At 73.2% G+C, this 22,307-nt stretch carries 14 protein-coding genes and 2 tRNA genes; 9 read left to right on the top strand and 7 right to left on the bottom strand.

All coding sequences use genetic code 11. The annotated features are described in order from the left end of the window. Positions 1 to 12: 12 nt before the first annotated feature. Positions 13 to 1,440: a helix-turn-helix domain-containing protein gene (locus tag KYT88_RS07645; protein WP_043587136.1), complete on the bottom strand. Its 1,428-nt coding sequence runs from the start codon at positions 1,438 to 1,440 to the stop codon at positions 13 to 15. A 111-nt stretch (positions 1,441 to 1,551) separates the two neighbouring features. Here KYT88_RS07645 and KYT88_RS07640 point away from each other — a divergent pair, with 111 nt between their 5' ends. The 5 genes from KYT88_RS07640 (at position 1,552) to KYT88_RS07620 (ending at position 7,594) form a co-directional block, all read left to right on the top strand. Further along, entirely contained in the window at positions 1,552 to 3,492 is a 1,941-nt protein-coding gene (locus tag KYT88_RS07640) for a phosphoenolpyruvate carboxykinase (GTP) (protein ID WP_043587138.1), read from the top strand. 134 nt (positions 3,493 to 3,626) lie between these two features. Then, complete coding sequence (gene valS, locus KYT88_RS07635; RefSeq protein WP_043587140.1) at positions 3,627 to 6,272, top strand: valine--tRNA ligase; 2,646 nt, start codon at positions 3,627 to 3,629, stop codon at positions 6,270 to 6,272. Next, complete coding sequence (locus KYT88_RS07630; RefSeq protein WP_043587142.1) at positions 6,269 to 6,721, top strand: GNAT family N-acetyltransferase; 453 nt, start codon at positions 6,269 to 6,271, stop codon at positions 6,719 to 6,721. The genes valS and KYT88_RS07630 overlap by 4 nt, the downstream gene beginning before the upstream one ends. Then, entirely contained in the window at positions 6,721 to 6,984 is a 264-nt protein-coding gene (locus KYT88_RS07625; RefSeq protein WP_043587144.1) for a hypothetical protein, read from the top strand. Before KYT88_RS07630 ends, KYT88_RS07625 begins: the two co-directional genes overlap by 1 nt. A 133-nt stretch (positions 6,985 to 7,117) precedes the next feature. Continuing rightward, positions 7,118 to 7,594 carry a helix-turn-helix domain-containing protein gene (locus KYT88_RS07620; RefSeq protein ID WP_051629381.1) on the top strand — a complete coding sequence of 159 codons (477 nt, stop codon included), beginning with the start codon at positions 7,118 to 7,120 and terminating at the stop codon, positions 7,592 to 7,594. A 25-nt stretch (positions 7,595 to 7,619) separates the two neighbouring features. On the opposite strand, the gene KYT88_RS07615 is transcribed toward KYT88_RS07620, so the two are convergent. After that, a complete protein-coding gene (locus tag KYT88_RS07615) occupies positions 7,620 to 8,423 on the bottom strand; it encodes a methyltransferase domain-containing protein (protein WP_043587146.1) in 804 nt (267 codons plus the stop codon). Between the two features lie 39 nt (positions 8,424 to 8,462). On the opposite strand from KYT88_RS07615, the gene KYT88_RS07610 reads away from it, so the two are divergent. Next, the gene (locus KYT88_RS07610) at positions 8,463 to 10,526 is read left to right on the top strand and encodes a M3 family metallopeptidase (protein ID WP_043587148.1); all 2,064 of its coding nucleotides are present in this window, start codon (positions 8,463 to 8,465) and stop codon (positions 10,524 to 10,526) included. 77 nt (positions 10,527 to 10,603) lie between these two features. Here the strand turns inward: KYT88_RS07610 and clpX are convergent, their stop codons facing one another. Next, entirely contained in the window at positions 10,604 to 11,884 is a 1,281-nt protein-coding gene (gene clpX / locus KYT88_RS07605; RefSeq protein ID WP_012038153.1) for an ATP-dependent Clp protease ATP-binding subunit ClpX, read from the bottom strand. A gap of 151 nt (positions 11,885 to 12,035) precedes the next feature. Between clpX and sfnG the strand changes: the two genes are divergently transcribed. Continuing rightward, positions 12,036 to 13,178, top strand: a complete 1,143-nt coding sequence (sfnG, locus tag KYT88_RS07600) for a dimethylsulfone monooxygenase SfnG (protein ID WP_043587150.1) — start codon at positions 12,036 to 12,038, stop codon at positions 13,176 to 13,178. 64 nt (positions 13,179 to 13,242) lie between these two features. Here sfnG and KYT88_RS07595 read toward each other — a convergent pair whose 3' ends face one another. From KYT88_RS07595 to KYT88_RS07580, 4 genes are all read right to left on the bottom strand, one after another. Continuing rightward, on the bottom strand, positions 13,243 to 13,923 hold the full coding sequence (locus KYT88_RS07595) for an ATP-dependent Clp protease proteolytic subunit (RefSeq protein WP_043587152.1): 681 nt from the start codon (positions 13,921 to 13,923) through the stop codon (positions 13,243 to 13,245). 36 nt (positions 13,924 to 13,959) lie between these two features. After that, positions 13,960 to 14,547: an ATP-dependent Clp protease proteolytic subunit gene (locus KYT88_RS07590; protein WP_015490151.1), complete on the bottom strand. Its 588-nt coding sequence runs from the start codon at positions 14,545 to 14,547 to the stop codon at positions 13,960 to 13,962. Between the two features lie 178 nt (positions 14,548 to 14,725). Further along, complete coding sequence (gene tig / locus KYT88_RS07585) at positions 14,726 to 16,180, bottom strand: trigger factor (protein WP_043587154.1); 1,455 nt, start codon at positions 16,178 to 16,180, stop codon at positions 14,726 to 14,728. Between the two features lie 65 nt (positions 16,181 to 16,245). Next, positions 16,246 to 16,321 (bottom strand) — tRNA-Pro (locus tag KYT88_RS07580). 189 nt (positions 16,322 to 16,510) lie between these two features. Here KYT88_RS07580 and KYT88_RS07575 point away from each other — a divergent pair. After that, positions 16,511 to 16,584 (top strand) — tRNA-Gly (locus KYT88_RS07575). A gap of 185 nt (positions 16,585 to 16,769) precedes the next feature. Further along, positions 16,770 to 22,181 carry an SCO7613 C-terminal domain-containing membrane protein gene (locus KYT88_RS07570; protein ID WP_043587156.1) on the top strand — a complete coding sequence of 1,804 codons (5,412 nt, stop codon included), beginning with the start codon at positions 16,770 to 16,772 and terminating at the stop codon, positions 22,179 to 22,181. The last annotated feature ends 126 nt before the right edge of the window (positions 22,182 to 22,307 follow it).

Here is a 22,307-nt window from a genome sequence, read left to right as displayed (position 1 = left end):
CGGGTCCCCGCGTCAGGCCCCCGCGTGCCGGTCGAGGAACGCGTACAGCTCCCTGTCGTCCACCCCGGGGAACGACCCGCGCGGCAGGGGCGCGAGGATGTGCGCGTGCAGCCGCGCGCTCGGCCACGCGCGGTCGCGCCACCGGCCCGCGTCCTCGGGATCCGCGCGGCGGCAGCACGACTCGTCCGGGCAGCGCGAGACGCTCCTCGCCGTCGTCTCGCGTCCGCGGAACCACTTCGCGTGCGCGAACGGCACGCCGAAGGAGATGGAGTACTCCCCCTCGGCCGTGGACCCCGTCTGCGTCGAGCACCAGAACGTGCCCGCGGGCGTGTCCGTGTACTGGTGGAACTCGGTCGTGCGGTTGGTCCGGTCGAACGCGCCGCGCGCCGCCCACTCCCGGCACACGGGCTGGCCCTCGACCGCGCCCGTGACGTCGACGGGCAGCGGCAGGCCGTCGTTCTCGTACGCCTTGTAGACCGCGCCGTCGCCGCCCACCCGCAGGAAGTGCACGCGGAGGCCGAGGTGCGTGGTGCTGATGTTCGTGAGCCGGAGCGCCGCCGCCTCGTGCGTCACGCCGAACGCGTCGCGGAAGTCCTCCACCGCGAGGTCGCGCCGGGACTTCGCCTCGCTGAGGAACTCGACCGACTGCGTGAGCGGCATGAGGCACGCGGCCGCGAAGTAGTTGATCTCCAGCCGCTGCCGGAGGAAGTCCGCGTAGCTCGCGGGCTCCTCGTGGCCGAGCACGCGGTGCGCCATCGCCTGCAGCGCCATCGAGCGGAGGCCGTGGCCGCCGGGGATGGACGCGGGCGGCAGGTAGATCCGCCCCTCCCCGAGGTCGGTGACGGAGCGGGTGGACCGCGGCAGGTCGTCGACGTAGATGAGCTCGAAGCCGAGCCCCTCCGCCATGCGGCCGACGCTGCGGTGGGAGAGGGCGCCGCTGCGGTGGCCGACGTCCGCGAGCATCCGCTCGGCGAGCTCCTCGATCGCGGGGATGTGGTTGTCCTGCTGCCGCATCATGAGCCGCTGCTCGGTGTTCGCCCGCCTGGCCTCCTCGGGCGTCGCGATCGACTCGCGTTCGCGACGTGCGAGCTCGCGGTGCAGGCCGACGAGCGCCTCCAGCGTCTCCTGCGGGAGCGCCCGGCTCGCCGGCACCGCGGGGAGGCCGAGGCCGCCGTAGAGCGACGATCGCTGCGCCCGGTCGAGCTCGATCTCGAGGGCCGAGCGGGCATCCGGCGCGTCGGCCGCGAGCAGGTGCGTGACGTCCACGCCGAGCGCGCCCGCGATCCGGCCGAGGGTCGACAGCCGCGTCTCGCGCCGGCCGTTCTCGATCATGCTCAGCTGGCTCGGCAGGATCCCCGCCCGCTCCCCCAGCGCCTGCAGCGTGAGCCCGGCGCCCTTCCGCGCGTGCCGGATGCGCCGGCCGATGACGAGCTGGTCCATTCCTTCACCTCTCCGTGAACATCCGCGCTTCTTCACGCGGATGGATCCCCGAACCCCATCCTGACCGGTCGCAGGCTGGAACAACAGACCGATCGACGAGGACGGACCGACATGACCACCATCCAGGACGCACCCCCGCTCACCGCCGACCGCCCGCGCGGCAGCCGGACCGGCACCGAGACCGGCGCCGCCGCGCCCGACGCCCGGCCGCTCCCGCCCGGCGCGGCCGCACCCGCCCACTGCCGCGATCCCCGCATCGCCGGGTGGGTGGCCGAGGTCGCCCGGCTCACGGTGCCGGACCGCGTCGTCTGGTGCACGGGCAGCGTCGCCGAGTACGACCGCCTCACGCGCGACATGGTCGAGGCGGGCACGCTCATCCGGCTGAACCCCGAGTGGCGCCCGCACAGCTTCCTCGCCCGCAGCGACCCGGCCGACGTGGCGCGCGTCGAGGACCGCACCTTCATCTGCTCGGCGGATCCCGCAGACGCCGGCCCCACGAACAACTGGCGCGACCCCGCCCGGACGCGGGCGGAGCTGGAGGGGCTCTTCGCCGGATCCATGCGCGGCCGCACCCTCTACGTCGTCCCGTTCTCGATGGGCCCGCTCGGCGGCGCGATCTCGCAGCTCGGCGTGCAGATCACGGACAGCCCGTACGTCGTCGCGAGCATGGCGCTCATGACGCGGATGGGCGACGACGCGCTCCGCCTCATCGGCCCCGACACCACGTGGGTCCGCGCGCTGCACGGCCTCGGCGCGCCGCTCGTCGACGACGCCGGGACCCGCCGCCGGGACGTCGCGTGGCCGCACAACGCCGACAAGCGCATCTGCCACTTCCCCGAGGAGCGCGAGATCATCTCGTTCGGCTCGGGCTACGGCGGCAACGCGCTGCTCGGCAAGAAGTGCTTCTCCCTCCGCATCGCCTCCGTGATGGCGCGCGACGAGGGCTGGCTCGCGGAGCACATGCTCCTCATCCGGATCACGAGCCCCGAGGGCCGCCGATTCCACGTCGCAGCCGCGTTCCCCTCGGCGTGCGGCAAGACGAACCTGGCGATGCTCACGCCCACCATCCCGGGCTGGACGGTCGAGACGCTGGGCGACGACATCGCCTGGCTCCGCCCCGACGCCAGGGGCCGTCTGCGCGCCGTCAACCCCGAGCGCGGCCTCTTCGGCGTGGCGCCCGGTACGGGCGAGACCACGAACCCCGTCGCCATGTCGACCGTCTGGGGCAACGCGATCTTCACGAACGTCGCGCTCCGCCCCGACGGCGACGTCTGGTGGGAGGGCATGACGCCGAGGCCGCCCGCGGGTCTCGTCGACTGGCAGGGGAAGGCGTGGTCGCCCGGATCCGGCACCCCCGCCGCGCACCCGAACGCCCGCTTCACCGTGGGGATCGAGCAGTGCCCGTCGCTCGCGGACGATTGGGACGACCCGGACGGCGTCGTCGTCGACGCGATCCTCTTCGGCGGCCGCCGCGCGACGAACGTCCCGCTGGTCGCGGAGGCGGACGACTGGCAGCACGGCGTCTTCGTGGGCGCGACCATGGCGTCGGAGCAGACGGCCGCCGCCGAGGGCCGGGTGGGCGAGCTCCGCCACGACCCCTTCGCGATGCAGCCCTTCTGCGGCTACGACATGGCCGACCACTGGCGGCACTGGCTCGAGGTCGGACGGGGTCTCGGCGACGGCGCACCCCGCGTCTTCCAGGTCAACTGGTTCCGCAAGGGCGACGACGGCTCCTTCCTCTGGCCGGGCTTCGGCGAGAACGCCCGCGTCCTCGAGTGGATCGTGCGCCGCCTGGAGGACCGCGTGCCCGTCGCGCCGACCCCGGTCGGGGGCCTGCCGCTGCCGGAGGACCTGGACGTGCGGGGCCTCGACCTCGCCGACGGCGCGCTCGACGAGCTGCTGGCCCTGGATCCGGACCTCTGGCTCGAGGAGCTCGACGCCGTGGAGGCGCACTTCGCGCGCTTCGGCGGCCGGGTGCCCGCCGCGCTGACGGCGCGCCTCGACGCCATGCGCGTGGCCTTCCGGGAGACCGCGACGACGTCACCCGCCTAGCCGGGAGGCCGGATGCGCGGGGCGACGCCGCCCCGCATCCGGCCTCCGCGCCCCCATCCGGTAGCGTGAACCCCGCACAGAAGGCACCTCACCATCGACACGGTGCCGTCCACATCGAGGGAACCGGAGCACGCATGGCTGACGAACGACGTCCGGACACCGCGCAGGGAGCGACCGGAGAGGTCGCCCGGGTCCCCGACAAGCCCGCCCTCGAGGGCCTCGAGGCCAAGTGGGGCGGACGCTGGCAGGCCGACGGCACGTACGACTTCCGCCGCGACGAGGCAGCAGAGGGCACCGTCTTCTCGATCGACACCCCGCCGCCCACGGCGAGCGGATCCCTCCACATCGGCCACGTCTTCAGCTACACGCACACCGACGTCATCGCCCGCTACCGCCGCATGCGCGGCGAGAGCGTCTTCTACCCGCTCGGCTGGGACGACAACGGCCTGCCCACCGAGCGCCGCGTCCAGAACTTCTACGGCGTCCGCTGCGACCCCACGCTCCCCTACGACCCGGCGTACCAGCCGGCCGAGACCGGCGGCACGTCGAAGCCCGGCGACCAGCAGCCCATCTCCCGCCGCAACTTCATCGAGCTGTGCGAGCGCCTCACCGAGGAGGACGAGAAGCAGTTCGAGGACCTCTTCCGCACGCTCGGCCTGAGCGTCGACTGGCGCCAGAGCTACCGCACCATCGGCCAGGAGGCGCAGGTCGCCTCGCAGCGCGCGTTCCTCCGCAACCTCGCCCGCGGCGAGGCGTACCAGGCCGACGCCCCGACGCTGTGGGACGTCACGTTCCGCACCGCCGTCGCGCAGGCCGAGCTCGAGGACCGCGAGCAGCCGAGCGCGTACCACCGCCTCGCGTTCCACCGCCCGGACGGCGACGACGTCATCATCGACACCACGCGCCCCGAGCTCCTCGCCGCGTGCGTCGCCCTCGTCGCGCACCCCGACGACGAGCGCTACCAGGGCCTGTTCGGCACCACCGTGACGACGCCCGTGTTCGGCGTCGAGGTGCCCGTCCTCGCGCATCACCTCGCCCAGCCCGACAAGGGATCCGGCATCGCCATGGTCTGCACCTTCGGCGACCTCAACGACGTCGTCTGGTGGCGCGAGCTGCAGCTGGAGAACCGCGCGATCGTCGGCTTCGACGGCCGCATCGTCTCCGAGGCTCCCGCCGCGATCACGTCGGAGGCGGGCCGTGCGGCGTACGCCGCCCTCGCCGGCAAGACCGTCTTCTCCGCGAAGGCCGCCGTGGTCGAGCTCCTCACGGAGTCCGGCGAGCTCATCGGCGAGCCCCGCAAGATCACGCACCCCGTCAAGTTCTACGAGAAGGGCGACAAGCCGCTCGAGATCGTCTCGACCCGCCAGTGGTACATCCGCAACGGCGGCCGGGACGAGGAGCTCCGCGCGGGCCTCATCGGCCGCGGCCGCGAGATCGGGTTCGTCCCCGACTTCATGCGCGTGCGCTACGAGAACTGGGTCGGCGGCCTCAACGGCGACTGGCTCGTCTCCCGCCAGCGCTTCTTCGGCGTGCCGCTGCCGGTCTGGTACCCGCTCGACGCCGACGGCAACCCGGAGTTCGACCGGGCCATCACCCCGACTGAGGACCAGCTCCCCGTCGACCCGTCGTCGGATCCCGCCCCCGGCTACGCGGAGGACCAGCGCGGCGTTCCCGGTGGCTTCCAGGGCGAGCTCGACGTCATGGACACCTGGGCCACGTCCTCCCTCACCCCGCAGCTCGCCGGCGGCTGGGAGCGCGACCCCGAGCTCTTCGGCCTCGTCTTCCCGTTCTCGATGCGCCCGCAGGGCCAGGACATCATCCGCACGTGGCTGTTCTCCACGGTCCTCCGGGCCGAGCTGGAGCACGGCACGGCGCCGTGGAAGACGGCCGCGATCTCCGGCTGGATCCTCGACCCCGACCGCAAGAAGATGTCGAAGTCCAAGGGCAACGTCGTGACCCCCGCGGCCACCCTCGAGCAGTTCGGCTCCGACGCGGTGCGCTACTGGGCCGCGTCCGCCCGGCTCGGCGTGGATGCCGCGATGGACCCGCAGAACCCGACGCAGATCAAGATCGGCCGTCGGCTCGCGATCAAGGTCCTCAACGCCGCGAAGTTCATCCTCTCGTTCGAGGCGCCGGAGGGCGCCCGCGCGACGCACGCCATCGACGTGGGCATGCTCGCCGCCCTCGCCGAGGTCGTCGAGACCGCGACGACGGCGCTCGAGGAGTACGACCACGCTCGCGCGCTCGAGGTCACCGAGAGCTTCTTCTGGACCTTCTGCGACGACTACCTGGAGCTCGTGAAGGACCGCGCCTACTCGGCCGACGCCGACCCGGCCGACCGGGGATCCGCGGTGGCAGCGCTCCGCGAGGCCCTCGACGTGCTGCTGCGCCTATTCGCGCCGTTCATCCCGTTCGCGGCAGAGGAGGCGTGGAGCTGGTCGCACGACGGCTCGATCCACACCGCCGACTGGCCGACCGCGCCGACCCCCGCCGCCGCGGCGACCGGCGGCCCGGCCGACCCGCGGCTGCTCGCGCTGGCCGGCCGGGCGCTCGTGGGCATCCGCCGCGCCAAGACCGACGCCAAGGCCTCGCAGAAGACGCCCGTCGCGGAGGCCGTCGTCTCCGCCTCGCCCGAGGACATCCGCTCTCTCGAGCTCGTGGCGCGGGACCTCCGCGCCGTGGGCCGCATCGCCGACCTGACCTTCACCGAGGGGGACGGCCCCGCCGTCGCCCGCATCACGCTCGCCCCCGCCGAGCAGCCCGAGGAGAACCGCGCATGACCATCTCGATCCGTCCCGTCCGCGACGGCGACTTCTTCCCCTGGTTCGACCTGTTCGCGGGCTACGCCGGGTTCTACGGCACCGAGCTCACGGACGAGGCGGCCGTGCTCGCCTGGAGCCACCTCATCGACGACGCCCACGCGAGCTCCGCGCTCGTCGCCGTCGACGACGCGCACGAGGGCGCCCTCGTCGGCCTCGCGCACTTCCACCGCTTCGCGCGCCTGGCCCGCGGCACCGACGGCCTCCTCGTCGACGACCTGTACGTGCGCGAGGTCTCGCGCCGCCAGGGCGTGGGCAAGCAGCTCATCGCCGCGGTCGCCGAGGTCGCGCGCCGCGAGGGCGCCAGCATGCTCCGGTGGATCACCGCCGAGGACAACGCCGACGCGCAGCGCCTCTACGACCGGGTCGCCCGCCGCACCACGTGGGTCACCTACGAGCAGGACGTCTGATGCAGCTCGGCACCCGCTGGCCCGTCGGCGGCACCGCCCCGGCTGACCTGCCCGAGGTCGTGCTCCTCGCCGTGAAGACCGTCGAGTCCGACGTGGTCGCGCTCGACGCCGACACGTCCCAGTGGCGCTGGACGCTCACCTGGCTCGAGCGGAAGCCCGTCGTGGAGCTCGACGACGGCACCTTGATCCGCTACGACCCGGTCGAGGACGCAGCGACGATCACCATCCCCGGCGAGAGCACCGACGACCCGTTCGACGACTGACCCGCTGATCCGGGGACGGGCTCGGCGCTGCGCCACCCGTCCCCACTCCATCGACCGCCCACCCGGACCCCGTGGGCGAGCTCGACGCGCGCCCGCCACCCGGCGGCCGCCCTCCGCCGACGACAGGGGACCCATGACCGCGCACGACCCCGCGCAGCGCTCCGCGCACCCACGAGCCGGTCGCCCCGGCGACGACGAGCTGGCCCGCCTGGCAGACTCCGTCATGTCGCTCTCGGACGACATGCACGAGGCGCTCCTGCCCGTGTGGGAGCCGCTCACCGGGCTGCAGGTGCTGTTCCTGCGGATCATCGCCCACTACGACCGCGTCACGCGCCACGACCTCGTGAGCAGGTGCCGGACCTCGCGCGCCGCCGTGGCACCGGGGCTGGCCAGCCTGGTCCACCGGGGCTACGTCGTCGAGACGCCCGACGGCGCCGAGGCGGTCCTGAGGCTCGGCCCCGAGGGCCGCGCGATGCTCGCCCGCATGGAGCGCGCCCGCGTCGCGCTGCTGCGACGAGCGCTCGAGGCGCACGTCGGGCGGCTCGACGCGCACGTCGACCGGACTGCCGCCGTTCTCCTCGGCATCCGGGACGTGACCGCGCCGAGGTGAGGCCGCGACGCCCGGGCGGTGGGGCTCAGCGCCGGGCGAGGATCTCGCCGTGCGGCATGGCGAGGAAGCCGTCGTCGTCCGCCGCCCACTCCTGCCAGCCGGCGCGCATCGCCTGCAGATCGTCATCGGTGGCGAACCCGCCCTCGCGGGCCTGGCCCGCGAACGACGACGCGACCGCGCGGTCGGCCCATGCGCCGCCCCACCAGGCGCGCTCCGCGTCCGAGGAGAAGCACCACACGGATGCGCTCGACGCGATGTCGGTGAAGCCCGCCTCCCGCGCCCAGGCCTTCAGGCGGGATCCCGCGTCGGGCTCGCCGCCGTTCGCCCGGTGCACGGGCAGGTACACGTCGGCCCAGAGCCGCAGGCCGTCGGACTCGGGGAAGAGCGCGACCTTCGAGTAGATGACGTCACGGGCCGCCACGAGCCCGCCGGGGCGCGTGACGCGGCGCATCTCCGCCAGCGCGCGGACGGGGTCGCCCACGTGCTGCAGCACCTGGTGCGCGTGGACGACGTCGAAGGACGCGTCGGGGTAGGGCAGCTCGTAGACCGATCCGGTGACGAAGTCGACGTTCCCGGTGCCCCGCGACGCCGCCAGCTCCGACGCCTGCCGCACGACGTCCTCCGACATGTCCAGGCCGACCACGCGGCCGGGCGCGACGAGGTCGGCGAGCTCCACCGTGATGGTGCCCGGGCCGCTGCCGACGTCCAGGACGTCGAGCCCGGGCCGCAGGTGCGGCTCCAGGTAGGCGGCGGAGTTCCGGACGGTCCGCGCGCTGTGCACGCGGAGGACGCTCTCGTGGTGGCCGTGGGTGTATCGCTCGCTCTTCACCCTCCGAGCCTAGGTCGGCGCCCGGCCTAGGCTCGCCGTATGACGACGCCCCCGAATCCCTTCCTCGAACCGAGCACCCTCCCCTACGGCATGCCCCCCTTCGCCGACATCCGCGAGGAGCACTTCCGCCCCGCGTTCCGGGCCGGGATCGCCGAGCACCTGGCCGAGGTCCGCGCGATCGCCGACTCCCCCGAGCCCCCGACCTTCGAGAACACGCTGGTCGCCCTCGAGCGCGCGGGCCGCACGCTCGACCGCGTCGGCCACGTCTTCTTCACGCTCTCCTCCGCCGACAGCTCGCCCTCCACGCGCGAGCTCGATGCCGAGATCGCACCGGAGCTGGCCGCGCACGAGGACGCGATCCGCCTCGACGCAGCCCTCTACGCCCGGATCCGCGCCGTCCACGACACCCGCCACGAGTCCGGGCTCGACGCCGAGTCCGTCTACCTCGTCGAGCGCTACCTGGCCGAGTTCACGATCGCGGGCGCTGGCCTCGACGACGACGCGAAGGACAGCCTGCGCGACCTGAACCGCCGCCTCTCCGTGCTCACGACGCGCTTCGAGTCGAACCTGCTCGAGGACACCAACGACCTCGCCGTCGTCGTCGACGACCCGACGGAGCTCGACGGCCTCGGGGCGAGCGCGATCGCGGCGGCCGCGCAGGCCGCCGCCGACCGCGGGCTCGAGGGGAAGCACCTCATCACGCTGGTCCTCCCCACCGGTCACCCGTACCTGTCGCAGCTGACGGACCGGGGGCTGCGCCAGCGGATCATGGAGGCGTCGCTCGCCCGCGGCTCCCGCGGGAACGACCACGACAACCGCCCGCTGGTGCTCGAGATCACCCGGCTCCGGGCCGAACGCGCCGCTCTCCTCGGCTTCCCGAGCCACGCGGCGGCGGTCACCGCGGACCAGACCGCGCGCACCCCGGAGGCCGTCGCCGACATGCTCGGCGGGCTCGCCCCGGCCGCGGCGCGCAACGCCCGGGCTGAGGCCGTCGAGCTGCAGCGCGTGATCGACCGCACGCAGGAGGAGCGTGGCGAGCCGTCGTTCGAGCTCGCCGCCTGGGACTGGTCGTTCTACAGCGAGAGGGTCCGCACGGAGCGCTACGACGTCGACACCGAGCGCATGCGCCCCTACCTCGAGGCCGACCGGGTGCTCCGCGACGGCGTGTTCCGCGCGGCCACCGCGCTCTACGGCGTCACGTTCGCCGAGCGCGAGGACATCGTCGCCTACCACCCGGACGCGCGCGTCTTCGAGGTGCGCGACGAGGACGGATCCCCCGTCGGCCTCTACGTCCTCGACCTCCACACGCGCGACTCCAAGCGCGGTGGGGCGTGGATGAACCCGCTCATCTCGCAGAGCGCGCTGCTCGACACGCCCACGGTCGTGCTCAACAACCTCAACGTGCCGAAGCCGCCGGCGGGCCAGCCGACCCTGCTCAGCTACGACGAGACCACCACCCTGTTCCACGAGTTCGGCCACGCGCTGCACGGGCTCTTCGCCCGCGTGACCTACCCGCGCTTCGCCGGCACGAACGTGTTCCGCGACTTCGTCGAGTTCCCCAGCCAGGTCAACGAGATGTGGATGCTGTGGCCCGAGATCCTCGCGTCCTACGCCGTGCACCACGAGACCGGCGAGCCCATGCCGGCCGAGCTCGTGGCCGCCGTCCAGGCGTCCAGCGCGTTCAACGAGGGCTTCCTCACCTCCGAGTACCTGGGCGCCGCGCTCCTCGACCAGGCGTGGCACCGCATCGGCGTCGACGACCGGATCGAGGACGTGGACGCGTTCCAGGCCGACGTCCTCGCCGCGGTCGGCCTCGACGTGCCCGCCGTCCTCCCCCGCTACGCGTCGAGCTACTTCCAGCACACCTTCGCGGGCGGCTACGACGCGGGCTACTACTCCTACATCTGGAGCGAGGTGCTGGACGCCGACACGGTCGAGTGGTTCCGCGAGAACGGCGGACTCACACGCGAGAACGGCGACCGGTTCCGCTCCCGGCTCCTCGGCGTCGGCGGATCGAAGGACCCGCTGGAGGCGTACCGCGACTTCCGCGGCCGCGACGCCGTGATCGAGCCGCTGCTCGAGCGTCGGGGCCTCGCCGACTGATCCACGGCGCGGACGACGAGAGCGCCGCGCCCCTCACGGGGTGCGGTGCTCTCGTCGTGTCGCGGCGCGACGCCGGATCAGGCGGACTTCTCCGCGCGGAGCATCGAGGCACGCGGCACGATGGTGGGCGCGGCGTTCTGCACGACCGACTCGCGGGTGATGACCACGCGGCCCACCTCGTCGTCCGAGGGGATGTCGAACATGATCGGGCCGAGCACCTCCTCGAGGATGGCGCGGAGGCCGCGGGCGCCCGTCTGGCGGAGCACGGCGAGGTCGGCGATCGACTCCAGGGCGCCCTGCTCGAACTCCAGCTCCACGCCGTCGAGCTCGAACATGCGCTGGTACTGGCGGACGAGCGCGTTGCGCGGCTTCGTGAGGATCTCCATGAGCGCGCGCTGGTCGAGCTGCGTGACCGTCGTGACGACCGGGAGGCGCCCGATGAACTCGGGGATGAGGCCGAACTTGTGCAGGTCCTCCGGCAGCACCTCGCCGAACACGTCGGCGTTGACGTCCTTGCGGTGAAGCGGGGCGCCGAAGCCGATGCCCTTCTTGCCCGCGCGCTGGCTGATGATGTCCTCGAGCCCGGCGAACGCGCCCGCGACGATGAAGAGCACGTTGGTCGTGTCGACCTGGATGAACTCCTGGTGCGGGTGCTTGCGGCCGCCCTGCGGCGGGACAGAGGCGACCGTGCCCTCGAGGATCTTCAGCAGCGCCTGCTGGACACCCTCACCCGACACGTCGCGCGTGATGCTCGGGTTCTCGGCCTTGCGCGCGATCTTGTCGACCTCGTCGATGTAGATGATGCCGGTCTCGGCGCGCTTCACGTCGTAGTCGGCGGCCTGGATGAGCTTCAGCAGGATGTTCTCGACGTCCTCGCCGACGTAGCCCGCCTCCGTGAGGGCGGTCGCATCGGCGACGGCGAACGGCACGTTCAGGCGCTTCGCCAGCGTCTGCGCGAGGTACGTCTTGCCGCAGCCGGTGGGCCCGATGAGGAGGATGTTGCTCTTGGCGATCTCGATCTCGTCGCCCACGGTCTCGGCCGGCCCGATGGTGCTGACGGCCCGCACGCGCTTGTAGTGGTTGTAGACCGCGACGGACAGCGCGCGCTTGGCGGCCTCCTGCCCGATGACGTACTCGTCGAGGAAGCCGAAGATCTCCTTCGGCTTGGGGAGCTCGAACTCGCCCGTGGTCTCCTCGCTGGCCTCGGCCAGGCGCTCCTCGATGATCTCGTTGCAGAGCTCCACGCACTCGTCGCAGATGTAGACGCCCGGTCCCGCGATCAGCTGCTGGACCTGCTTCTGGCTCTTCCCGCAGAAGGAGCACTTGAGCAGATCCGCGCTCTCGCCGATGCGTGCCATGGAAGCCTCCCGGAAGTCGTGCGGTGTTCCACGAGCCTAACGCGTGCATGGGACATCGCCAGGACCCCTGGGAGCACGGCCCGTCGCGTGCCAGCCGTCACACGGCGCAACACTCGGGGTCCACCCCAGCGCGCGCCCCCACCATGTCCGCATGACCGAGAACACCGCCACCGCATCCCCCGACGCGCTGTCCTTCGCCTACTGGGTCCCGAACGTCTCGGGCGGCCTCGTGACGAGCGACATCGAGCAGCGCACCCACTTCGACTTCGACTTCAACGTCCGCGTCGCGCAGCTCGCCGAGCGCAACGGATTCGACTACGCCCTGAGCCAGGTGCGCTACGCCGCCTCCTACGGCGCCGACCAGCAGCACGAGTCCACGTCGTTCTCGCTGGGCCTGCTGCTCGCGACCGAGCGGCTCAAGGTCATCGCGGCCGTGCACCCGGGCCTCTGGCACCCGGGCGTGCTGGCCAAGTGGATCATCACCGCCGATCACATGTCCCACGGTCGCGCCGCCGTGAACGTCGTCTCCGGCTGGCTGAAGGACGAGTTCGTCGGGTTCGGCGAGCCGTGGCTCGAGCACGGGGAGCGCTACCGCCGCACCGAGGAGTTCATCCGGGTGCTCCGCGGCCTCTGGACGGAGAAGGAGTTCACGCACCTGGGCGACTTCTACCGGATCCACGACTTCACGCTCAAGCCGCCGCCCGTCGACGTGCCCGGACGTGCGCACCCGGAGATCTTCATGGGCGGCAACAGCACGGACGCCCGCGAGATGGGCGGCCGGGTTACCGACTGGTACTTCTCCAACGGCAAGGACTTCGCGGGCTTCGAGGAGCAGCGCGCCGACGTCCTCGCCTCGGCGCGCGCCGCAGGCCGCACCGACCGCGTGAAGTTCGGCCTCAACGGCTTCGTCATCGCGCGCGACACCGAGCAGGAGGCGCAGGACGTGCTCGAGGAGATCATCGCCAAGGCGAACCCCGACGCCGTCGAGGGCTTCCGCCAGGCCGTGAAGCAGGCCGGGGCGTCCACCGGCGACGGCAAGGGCATGTGGTCCGACTCGACCTTCCGCGACCTCGTGCAGTACAACGACGGCTTCCGCACGGGCCTCATCGGCACACCGGAGCAGATCGCGCGTCGCATGGTCGAGTACCGCAAGCGCGGGGTGGACCTGCTGCTCCTCGGCTTCCTGCACTACCTCGAGGACATCGAGCAGTTCGGCACGCAGGTGCTGCCCATCGTGCGGGAGCTCGAGCGGGAGGCGATCGAGCGCGGCGAGATCGCGGAGCCCGCGGCCTGACGCAGGTGGCATGAGAAGAGGGGCGGTCGGCTGATGCCGACCGCCCCTCTTCCGCTGTGCGGGCCTAGCGGGCGGGGATCGCCGCCGTCAGGTTCTTGCGCGAGGTGAGCACCTGGTCGATGAGGCCGTACTCGAGCGCCTCGTCGGCGCCCAGGATCTTGTCGCGCTCGATGTCGCGGTTGATCTGGGCGCGGTCGCGGTTGGTGTGCTTCGCGAGCGTGTCCTCGAGCCAGGAGCGCATGCGCATGATCTCCGCGGCCTGGATCTCGATGTCGGAGGCCTGGCCGCCGCTCGACTCGCCCGTGGCGGGCTGGTGGATGAGCACCCGCGCGTTCGGGAGCGCGAGGCGCTTGCCCGGGGCACCGCCGGCGAGCAGCACGGCCGCGGCGGAGGCCGCCTGGCCGAGGCAGACCGTCTGGATCTGCGGCGAGACGTACTGCATCGTGTCGTAGATCGCCGTCATGGCCGTGAACGAGCCGCCGGGCGAGTTGATGTACATGACGATGTCGCGGTCGGGGTCCATCGACTCGAGCACGAGCAGCTGGGCCATGACGTCGTCGGCCGACGCGTCGTCGACCTGCACGCCGAGGAAGATGATGCGGTCCTCGAAGAGCTTGGCGTACGGGTCCTGGCGCTTGTAGCCGTAGGCCGTGCGCTCCTCGAAGCTGGGGAGGATGTACCGCGACGACGGGCTCGTGGCGGTGGAGCCGGCGCCGCGGGCGCCGCCGAAGGTGGGGAGTTCCATGTTCTTCTTCTCTGCCTGTCTCTTCTGTCGCGTGCTCTAGGAGGTCTCGGTGCCGCCGCCGCCGACGACGTCGGTCGCCGACTCGCGGATGTGGTCGACGAAGCCGTACTCGAGCGCCTCCTGGGCGGTGAACCAGCGGTCGCGGTCGCCGTCCTCGTTGATCTGCTCGACGGTCTTGCCGGTCTGGCCCGCGGTGATCTCGGCGAGCCGGTGCTTCATGGCGAGGATGAGCTGCGCCTGCGTCTGGATGTCGCTCGACGTCCCGCCGAAGCCACCGCTCGGCTGGTGCAGGAGCACGCGGGCGTTGGGCGTGATGTAGCGCTTGCCCTTGGTGCCGCTCGTGAGGAGCAGCTGCCCCATGGATGCCGCCATTCCGATCCCGACGGTGACGATGTCGTTGGGGACGAACTGCATGGTGTCGTAGATGGCCATTCCCGCCGTGACGGAACCGCCGGGCGAGTTGATGTAGAGGAAGATGTCCTTCTCGGTGTCCTCCGCCGCCAGCAGCAGGATCTTCGCGCAGATCTCGTTCGCGTTGTCGTCGCGGACCTCGGATCCGAGCCAGATGATGCGGTCCTTCAGCAGTCGGTCAAAAACACCGGGTACCAGTGTCGGTTCGGCCATTGTTCGAGCTCCCATTCATTCGTCGCTTCGAGTCATGAATCTATCGGAGCGGATCCGCGCCTACGCCCGTGTTCGCCGCGGGCGGAGAGCGCAGCCGCCCGCACGCGCGAGGGCCCGAGGAGCATGCGCTCCCCGGGCCCTCGTGCTGCCGACCGCCGCGAGCGGTCGGTGGATGCGACTACTCGGAGTCGGCGGCCTTCTCGGCGGCCTTCTTCTTCGCGGGCGCCTTCTTCTTCGGCTTCTCGGCCGGGGCCTCCTCGGCGGCTGCCTCTGCGGCCTCCTCCACGGGTGCGTCAGCCGTGACGGCCTCGGCGTCCGCGTCCGCGGCGGGCTCCTCGCTCGCAGCGTCGGCGTCGCGCACGACGGGCTTCGTGAACTCGGTCACGTCGACGACCTTGCCGTCGGCGTCCACGACCTTCGCCTTGTCGAGCACGACCGCGAGGGCCTTGTTGCGCGCGACCTCGCCGACCATGGCGGGGATCTGGTTGTTCTGCTGCAGCACCTGGACGAACTCGTTCGGCTCCATGTTGTACTGCTGCGCGCCCTGGATGAGGTACTGGGTCAGCTCGTCCTGGCTGACCTTCAGCTCCTCCTTCTCCGCGATGACGTCGAGGAGCAGCTGCTGGCGGAACGCCTTCTCGCTGGACTCCTTGACCTCGGCGCGGTGCACGTCGTCCTCGAGGCGGTTCTCGTTCTCGAGGTGGCGCTGCACCTCGTCCTCGACGAGCTTCTCGGGGACCGGGATCTCGACGCCCTCGAGGAGCTTGTCGACGATCTGGTCGCGGGCCTGGGTGACCTGGCCGAAGACCTTGGACTTGCCGACCTGGACCTTCAGGTCCGCGCGCAGCTCGTCGATGGTGTCGAACTCGCTGGCGATCTGCGCGAAGTCGTCGTCGGCCTCGGGCAGCTCGCGCTCCTTGACGGACTGGACGGTCACGGCGATCTCGGCCGTCTCGCCCTCGTTGTCGCCGCCGAGCAGCTTCGACTCGAACGTGGTGCTCTCACCGGCGGTGAGGGACTCGAGCGCCTCGTCGATGCCGTCGATCAGGTCGCCGGAGCCGAGCTCGTAGGAGATGCCGCTCGCGGTGTCGACGGCGTTGCCGGCGATGGTGGCGGTGAGGTCGATCTGGACGAAGTCGCCCGTCTTCGCGGGGCGGTCCACCGTGATCAGCGTGCCGAAGCGGCTGCGCAGGCCGTCGAGCTCGGTCGCGACCTCGTCGTCGGTGACCTCGACGGAGTCCACGGTGAGCTCGAGGCCCTCGTACGCGGGCAGGTCGAACTCGGGGCGGACGTCGACCTCGATCTCGAGGAGCAGGTCGCCGGTGAGGTCCTTGCCGGGCCACTCCTTGACGTCGGCCTCGGGGCGGCCGAGGGGACGGATGTCCGTCTCCTTGACAGCGGCCTGGTAGAAGCCGTCCATGCCGTCGTTGACGGCGTGCTCCAGCACGGCCTCGCGGCCGACGCGCTGGTCGATGATGGGCGGCGGCACCTTGCCCTTGCGGAAGCCGGGGATGGCGACCTGCTCGGCGATGTGGCCGTATGCGTGGTCGATGTGCGGCTTCAGGTCTTCGGGGGTGGCAGAGATCGCGAGCTTGACGCGCGTGGGGCTCAGCTTTTCGACCGTGGTCTTCACGTGTGGAGTTCTCCTGTAATCGCGGTACGCGCCTCGGCTGAGACGGCATTTCGTCGTCGGGGATGTGGTCGGGGCGACAGGACTCGAACCTGCGGTCTTCCGCTCCCAAAGCGGACGCGCTAGCCACTACGCTACGCCCCGGCTGCCACGCATTCCCTCGGTCGAAGCGGGAGCCGTGCCCCTATTCGTGCAGGCGCGCGGAAGCCGATCCGACCGTGCCACAGCCTATCCGACTCGTGCCGGGCGCTGGTCACCGGCGACGGGAGGCTGCGCTACGCTGGATCCCGCGCATCCGGAGCACGGCCCCTCAGGGCGGTCGTCCGGTCTCGCGGGGATGTAGCTCAATGGTAGAGCCTCAGTCTTCCAAACTGATCACGCGGGTTCGATTCCCGTCATCCCCTCCATCGTGTTCCCGTCGGGACTCCCGCGTTCCCGTCGGGACTCCGTGGGCCCTCCTCCCCAGGCCCTGCGTCGCCTCGCCCATCCCCCGTTCGGGGCGACGCGATGCCGCCGCCCACGTCGCCCCGGCTAGCGTCCCGATCCGTGGATAGCCTGGGAGCTTCCGCATCGGGCGAGCTCGGGGGGCTGCATGGTCGAGGACGACGCACGTGGATCGCGGATCCCGGCGCAACCGTGGGCCGCGTCACCGGACGACCTCCTGCGCACGGATCTCTGCCCGGGCTGCCTCGCGCCCCTGGGCGCGCTCGTCTGCTGGCGCTGCGGTCTCGACGTCCGCGCGCCCGAGGCCGCCGCCGCGCTCGAGGCATCGCACCGCGTCGTGGAGGCGATCACGGAGCGCGAGCGCCTCGTCGCTGCCATGCGGCGCTGGAGCGAGGAGGCGGTGCGTCGCCGTGAGGCCGTGGTCGTCACGGCCGCAGCGGCCGGCGTCGCGGAGTCCCCCGTGACCGCGAACCCCGACCCGCGGCGGGCAGCACCGCTGCCCGTGGACGGGCCGTCGGCGGACGCCCGTCCCGCGATGCTCGCCCCGACCGGCCCCGCTCCCGACGCGGACGCGCGCCGGCTCCAGCGGACTCCGGTCGAGATCGAGGCCCCTGCTCCCATCGCGCCCGCGGCACCCCGGCGCCGGATCAGCGTCCCGGCCGTGCTGCTCGCCATCGGCGTCGTCCTGCTCTCGGTCGCGGCCGTGTTCTACGTGGTCTACGCGTTCGTCACCTACGGGCTCGTCGTCCGCGCGGCGATCACCGCGGCCGTCACCGTGGCCGCGCTGGTGGCGGCCGCGGTCCTCGCCCGGCGCCGTCTGCCCGGCACCGCGGAGGCCGTGGGCGTGGTGGGCATCGTGCTGCTGCATCTCGACGTCTGGGCCGTGCGGTCCTACGACCTCGCGGGAGCCGCGTCCGTCGACCCTCTCGTCCACTTCGGCGTGGGGACGCTCATCGTGTCGGCCTTGCTCCTCGTGCTCGCGCCCCTGCTCCGCGTCCGCGCCGCGGGCATCGCCGGCTGGGCGGGGCTGACGGTCGCCGCCGGCCTCCTGGTCGGCGCCGTGCCGACAGCCGACGCCGGCACCCGCGTCGCGCTCGCGCTGGCGGCTGCCTCGGCCGTCGCCCTCGTCCACGCCGCGCCCCCGTCGCGCGCGGCCGCCCTCCCTGACGCGCTCGAACGCGGCATCCTCCGGGTCGTGGGCGTCGCGACCGCGACCGCCGCCGTGGTCGCGGGAGCCGCCAGCGCCATGGCCTCCGACGCGGTCCCGGCCCTCCCGCTCCTCGTCGCGGCCGTCGCCAGCGGCGCGCACGCGTGGGCGCTCGCGCGTCCCGCCTCCCGCGTCGAGCTCCGCGGCGACGTCGCGGACGTGGATGCGGCCGCGCCCGCCGACGACGTGGCGCCACCCCCGGAGGCATCGGTCGAGCAGGCCACGTCCCATGGCGGCGCGGCCGACACCGCGCCGACATCTGCCGATCCGCTGCGCGTCCTCGCCGCCGCCGTCGCGGGAGTCGGAGCATCGGCCGCGCTGCCGGTCACCGCGCTCATGGGCGGACCCGCCCTGCTCACGTTCTGCATGCAGCTCGTGGCGGCGGCGGCGGTGGCAGCCGTGCTCGACGTGCTCTCTCGCCGGCTGCACGACCCCGTCGTCGCCGCGACGGCCCGAATGTCCGCCGTCGCCGCGCTGGTCGTCACAGCCGTGGCCGGGCTGCCCGCCGCGATCGCCGGCCTCGGCGGAATCACGGCCACGGTGCTCGTCGGGCTGCCCGCATGGGAGCACGGGGCCCTCGACGACGCGGTGGTGGTGCTGAGCAGGACGAGCGACGTCGCCGATCTGCCCGGAGGTGTCCGCGCCGCGGCAGTCGGCCTCGTCGTCGTCTGGGTCCTCGCGGCGGCCGCCGCGCTCGTGGCCGGCCGCCTGCAGGCCCGTCGGCGCCTCCTCGCCTGGACGGGGGCGGCCGTGGTTGTCGCCGCGATCCCCGCCCTGGGTCCCGTCGCGGTCGTGGCCGGCGCGTACCTCGTCGCCTCCGCGGGCGCCCTGGCCTGGCGTGTGCGCTCGCGTCGCGATCCCGGCCCCGCCGTCGTCCCCACGGCCGCGCTCGTGGCGCTGTCGGTGACGGCGGGGGCCCTCGCCTGGGCCGCATCCTGGGCGAGCACGAGCACGTGGTGGGTGGTCGCTCCGGCCGTCGTCCTCCTCCTCGTCGCCGGATCCCGGACCGCACGCACGGAGGGCACGGCGCGCCTCGCCACGGCCGGGGCCGCCCTCGCCGGGCTCGTCGCGGTCGCCGCCCTGGCACCGTCGCTCGCGACTGCGCGAGTCATCGGATCCGCGCCGCCGTCGAGCGCGCTGGACTCGGCCGGCGATCCGGTCGTGCTCGTCCTGCTCGCCTGCGGGCTGGCGGCCTCGGTGGCCGGTGCGCTCCCCGGGCGTCCGGGCGTGCGGCGACGCGCGCTTCTCGCGACGGCCATGCTCCCCGCGTGTCTCGCGGCGCCCCTCGTCGCGATCGTCGGCGCCGACCGCGTCGGGGGCGCGCTCACGGGATCGCCGGTCTGGTCCATCGCCGCCCAGACGGCCCTCGTGGCCGGCCTCGTGGCTTGGACCGTGGGCGGTGCCCGCCGCGTCCCCTTGCCCGCGCCTGCGCCTCGCGTCGACGCGCAGGACGACGTGCCGCGAGCACCGGGGACAACCGCCCTGCGCCGCTGGCGGCTGACGACCGCGGCCCTCGTCACGCCCTCGCTGCTGCTCGCCGTCCTCACCGCCGGCGCGCTGGTCGATCGCGGTGCGACTCCCCACGGCGTGATCCCCGCCGCGGTGGCGCTCGTCGCCGCGGTCGCCGCCCTGCTCGGCTACCGGCACACGTCCAAGGCGCTCCGCATCGCCCTCGATGCGGGCACGACCGCCGTGGCGGCGGGGGCGATGCTCGTCGCCGTCTCCGTCGACCCGACAAGCGCGGGCCGCGAGCTCCTGTGGATCCCCCTGCTGACGCTCGCCGGCACGGCGTGCTCACTCTCGTACGCGCACGACGGCCTGCTCCTGTCGCGCAGCGCACGCCGCGCGTGGGGCTGGACGGCGCTCGCCACGGCGACCGCCGCGTCGTGGTCGCGGCTTCTGGCGGGCGGCGTGACCTCGCCGGAGGCGTACTGGCTGCCGAGCGCAGGCGCGCTGCTGCTCATCGCGGCCCTCATGCACCGCGCCGCGGTGCGCGTCGACCGCGACGGCGACGGCGACGCGACGGGGTCGACGGTCGGGCCCCGGGTCCGCCGCGGCGTCACGGCCCTGACCCTCGCGGGCATCCTCACGGCCGTGCTGCCGCTCGTCGCCGCAGGTCGTCCCGATGACGTGCTCCGGCCGTATCTCCTGACCGGGATCTGCGCGGCTCTCGCCCTCGGCGGCGCCTCGGTGCTGCGGCACGCCGCGTCCCCCGTGCGTCCGCTGCTGCGGGCCGTCGTGATCGGCGCGGGCATCGGGATCCTGGCCGTGGGCGGCGTGCGTGCGCTGCGCCTCTCCGCGGGATCCGTCGGGCGCGAGACGGCCGTCGACGCCCAGCTGGCGGTCACGGCGGTGCTGCTCGTCGGGCTCGGGGCGCTCGTCCTCCGTGCCGCCCGCAGCACCGTGGACGCGCGCATCGCGGGCTCCGCCTGGGTGGGCACGAGCGTCCTCGTGGCTCTCGTCATGGCCGCGTCCGTCGGACCCGGAGAGGGCGTCGTCCGCCCGCTCGTCGTGAGCGTGGCTCTCGTCGCGGGTGCGGGGGTGCTCCTCGTCCTCCGGTCCGTGCATCGAGACGTGCTCGCGGCGTCCGCGGCGACGGCGCTCGTCGGCGCCGTGGTCGTGGCGCTCCTCGCCTGGCGCGGCGGGTACACGGCGCTCGACCCCGCAGCGCTGATCGCGCCGGCGATCGTGGCCGTGCTCGTGGCTGCGGTCGGGGCCGCCGATCGCCTGAGGAACCCGGCACCCGTGTCCGTCCCCGGACACGCGCCCCGAACGGTCGCCGGCGCCGTCCGGCATGCCGCCGACGCGGCGACGGGCGTGCTCGTCGCCGGCACGGTCGCGGTCGGCGCGGCCTCCGGCGGCCCCGGGCTCCCCGTCGCCCTGCTGCTGTCGGCGGTGGCCGTGCTCGTCGCATCCTCGCCGCCGGGCTCGCGTGCGCGGCGCCATGCGGGCTGGATCGCCCTCGCCCTCGGCACCGCAGCGCTGTGGGTCGCGCTCGGCCGCGGACGCATCGACGCCGTGGAGCCCTACGTGCTGCCGCCCGCCGGCGTGCTCCTCGCCGTCGCGGCCCTCCTCCAGCGGGGGCTGCCCGGGGGTCGCGGTCACGATGCGACGCAGGTCCCCGGCCGGACATCCGGAGCGGCGCCCGTCCTCCTCGGCGCCCTCCTCCTCGCTGCCCTGCCCACGGCCGTCGCGTCGTGGACGGGGACGCCCGTCCGGGCGCTCGTCCTCGGGGGTGCCGCCGGTGCCGTCCTCCTCCTGGCTGCGGCCGCCCTCCGCGGGACGGACTGCGCCTCGCCGACGAGGCCCCTCGTCCTGGCGACCGTGGTCGCTTCCGGCCTCGCCGTCCCGCTCGTCGGCTTCGGACGCGCGGTGTCCGCGCTGGTCGCGCACGATCCGGCCACGTTCGCGCGCACCGATCTCTGGACGCTCTCGGCCACCGCCGTCCTCATCCTCGCCGTCGGCCTCCTGCCCCCACGCGCGCAGGACCACCCCCGACGGGTCCCCGCCGTGGGCATGCCCGCGAACGGTCCGGTCGCGAACGCATACGACGCGTGGATGCCGGGGAACGCATCCGACGGAGCGCGCACCGTCACGGACACCCTGCTCCACACGGTGCCACGTGTCGCCGGACTGGGCGCGCTGATCGGAGCGGGATCCGCGGGGGCCGCCGGGATCCTCGTCGCCCACGCCGACCGCATGGCCGGGGTCGGCCTCCGCGCGGCGCTCCTCGTCAGCGTCCTCGCCGGCATCCACATCGTGTGCTCCCCCTCCGGGCTGGCGACCACCGGCGCCCGGCCCGACGAGGCGGGAGAGCGCGCCGGCTCTCCCCCGCCGCGCGACCGCGTCCTCGCGCTCGCTGCGCTCGTCGTCGGCGGGCTGGTCGCCGCGATCCTCGTCGTCTCGGGAGCCGCGGACCCGGTGGAGACCGTCACGGTGCCGGTCGCCGTGGCGCTGCTCGTGGTCGGCGCCCGACGCCTGATCCACGACGCGACGGCCGGCAGCATGCGGCACCTCGCACCCGGACTGCTCGCCCTGCTCGTCCCACCGCTCCTCGCCGACCTCGGCCCGAGCCCGGCGTGGCGCATCGTCGGACTCGGGATACTCGCGCTCGCCACGCTGCTCACGGGAGCCCGGCTGAGGCTCCGCGCGCCGTTCCTCATCGGCGCGGGTGTCCTGCTGGTGCACGCGGTCGCCCAGCTCTGGCCGTGGATCCGCGAGGCATCGACGACCGTCCCGTGGTGGGCGTGGGCGGGCATCGGCGGAGTGGTCCTCATCGCGGTCGCGGCCCGTTACGAACGCCGCATCCGCGACGTCAAGGAGGTGGCGGCCCGCGTCTCGGCGCTCCGCTGACCGTGTCGGGAGCGCTGCGGGAACCGCACCCCCGCGCGCGCTCGACCCGGTAAGCCATGCCTCAGCTTGCTTGCGGGCAGCGGACGGATGCGCGAGATTGGCGACATCGTCCGCAGCCCGCAGACC

This window comes from Clavibacter sp. A6099 (assembly GCF_021919125.1).
GTDB lineage: Bacteria > Actinomycetota > Actinomycetes > Actinomycetales > Microbacteriaceae > Clavibacter > Clavibacter seminis.
The sequence above is the reverse complement of the archived record's forward strand: the minus strand, read 5'-3'. Positions and strand labels throughout refer to the sequence as shown.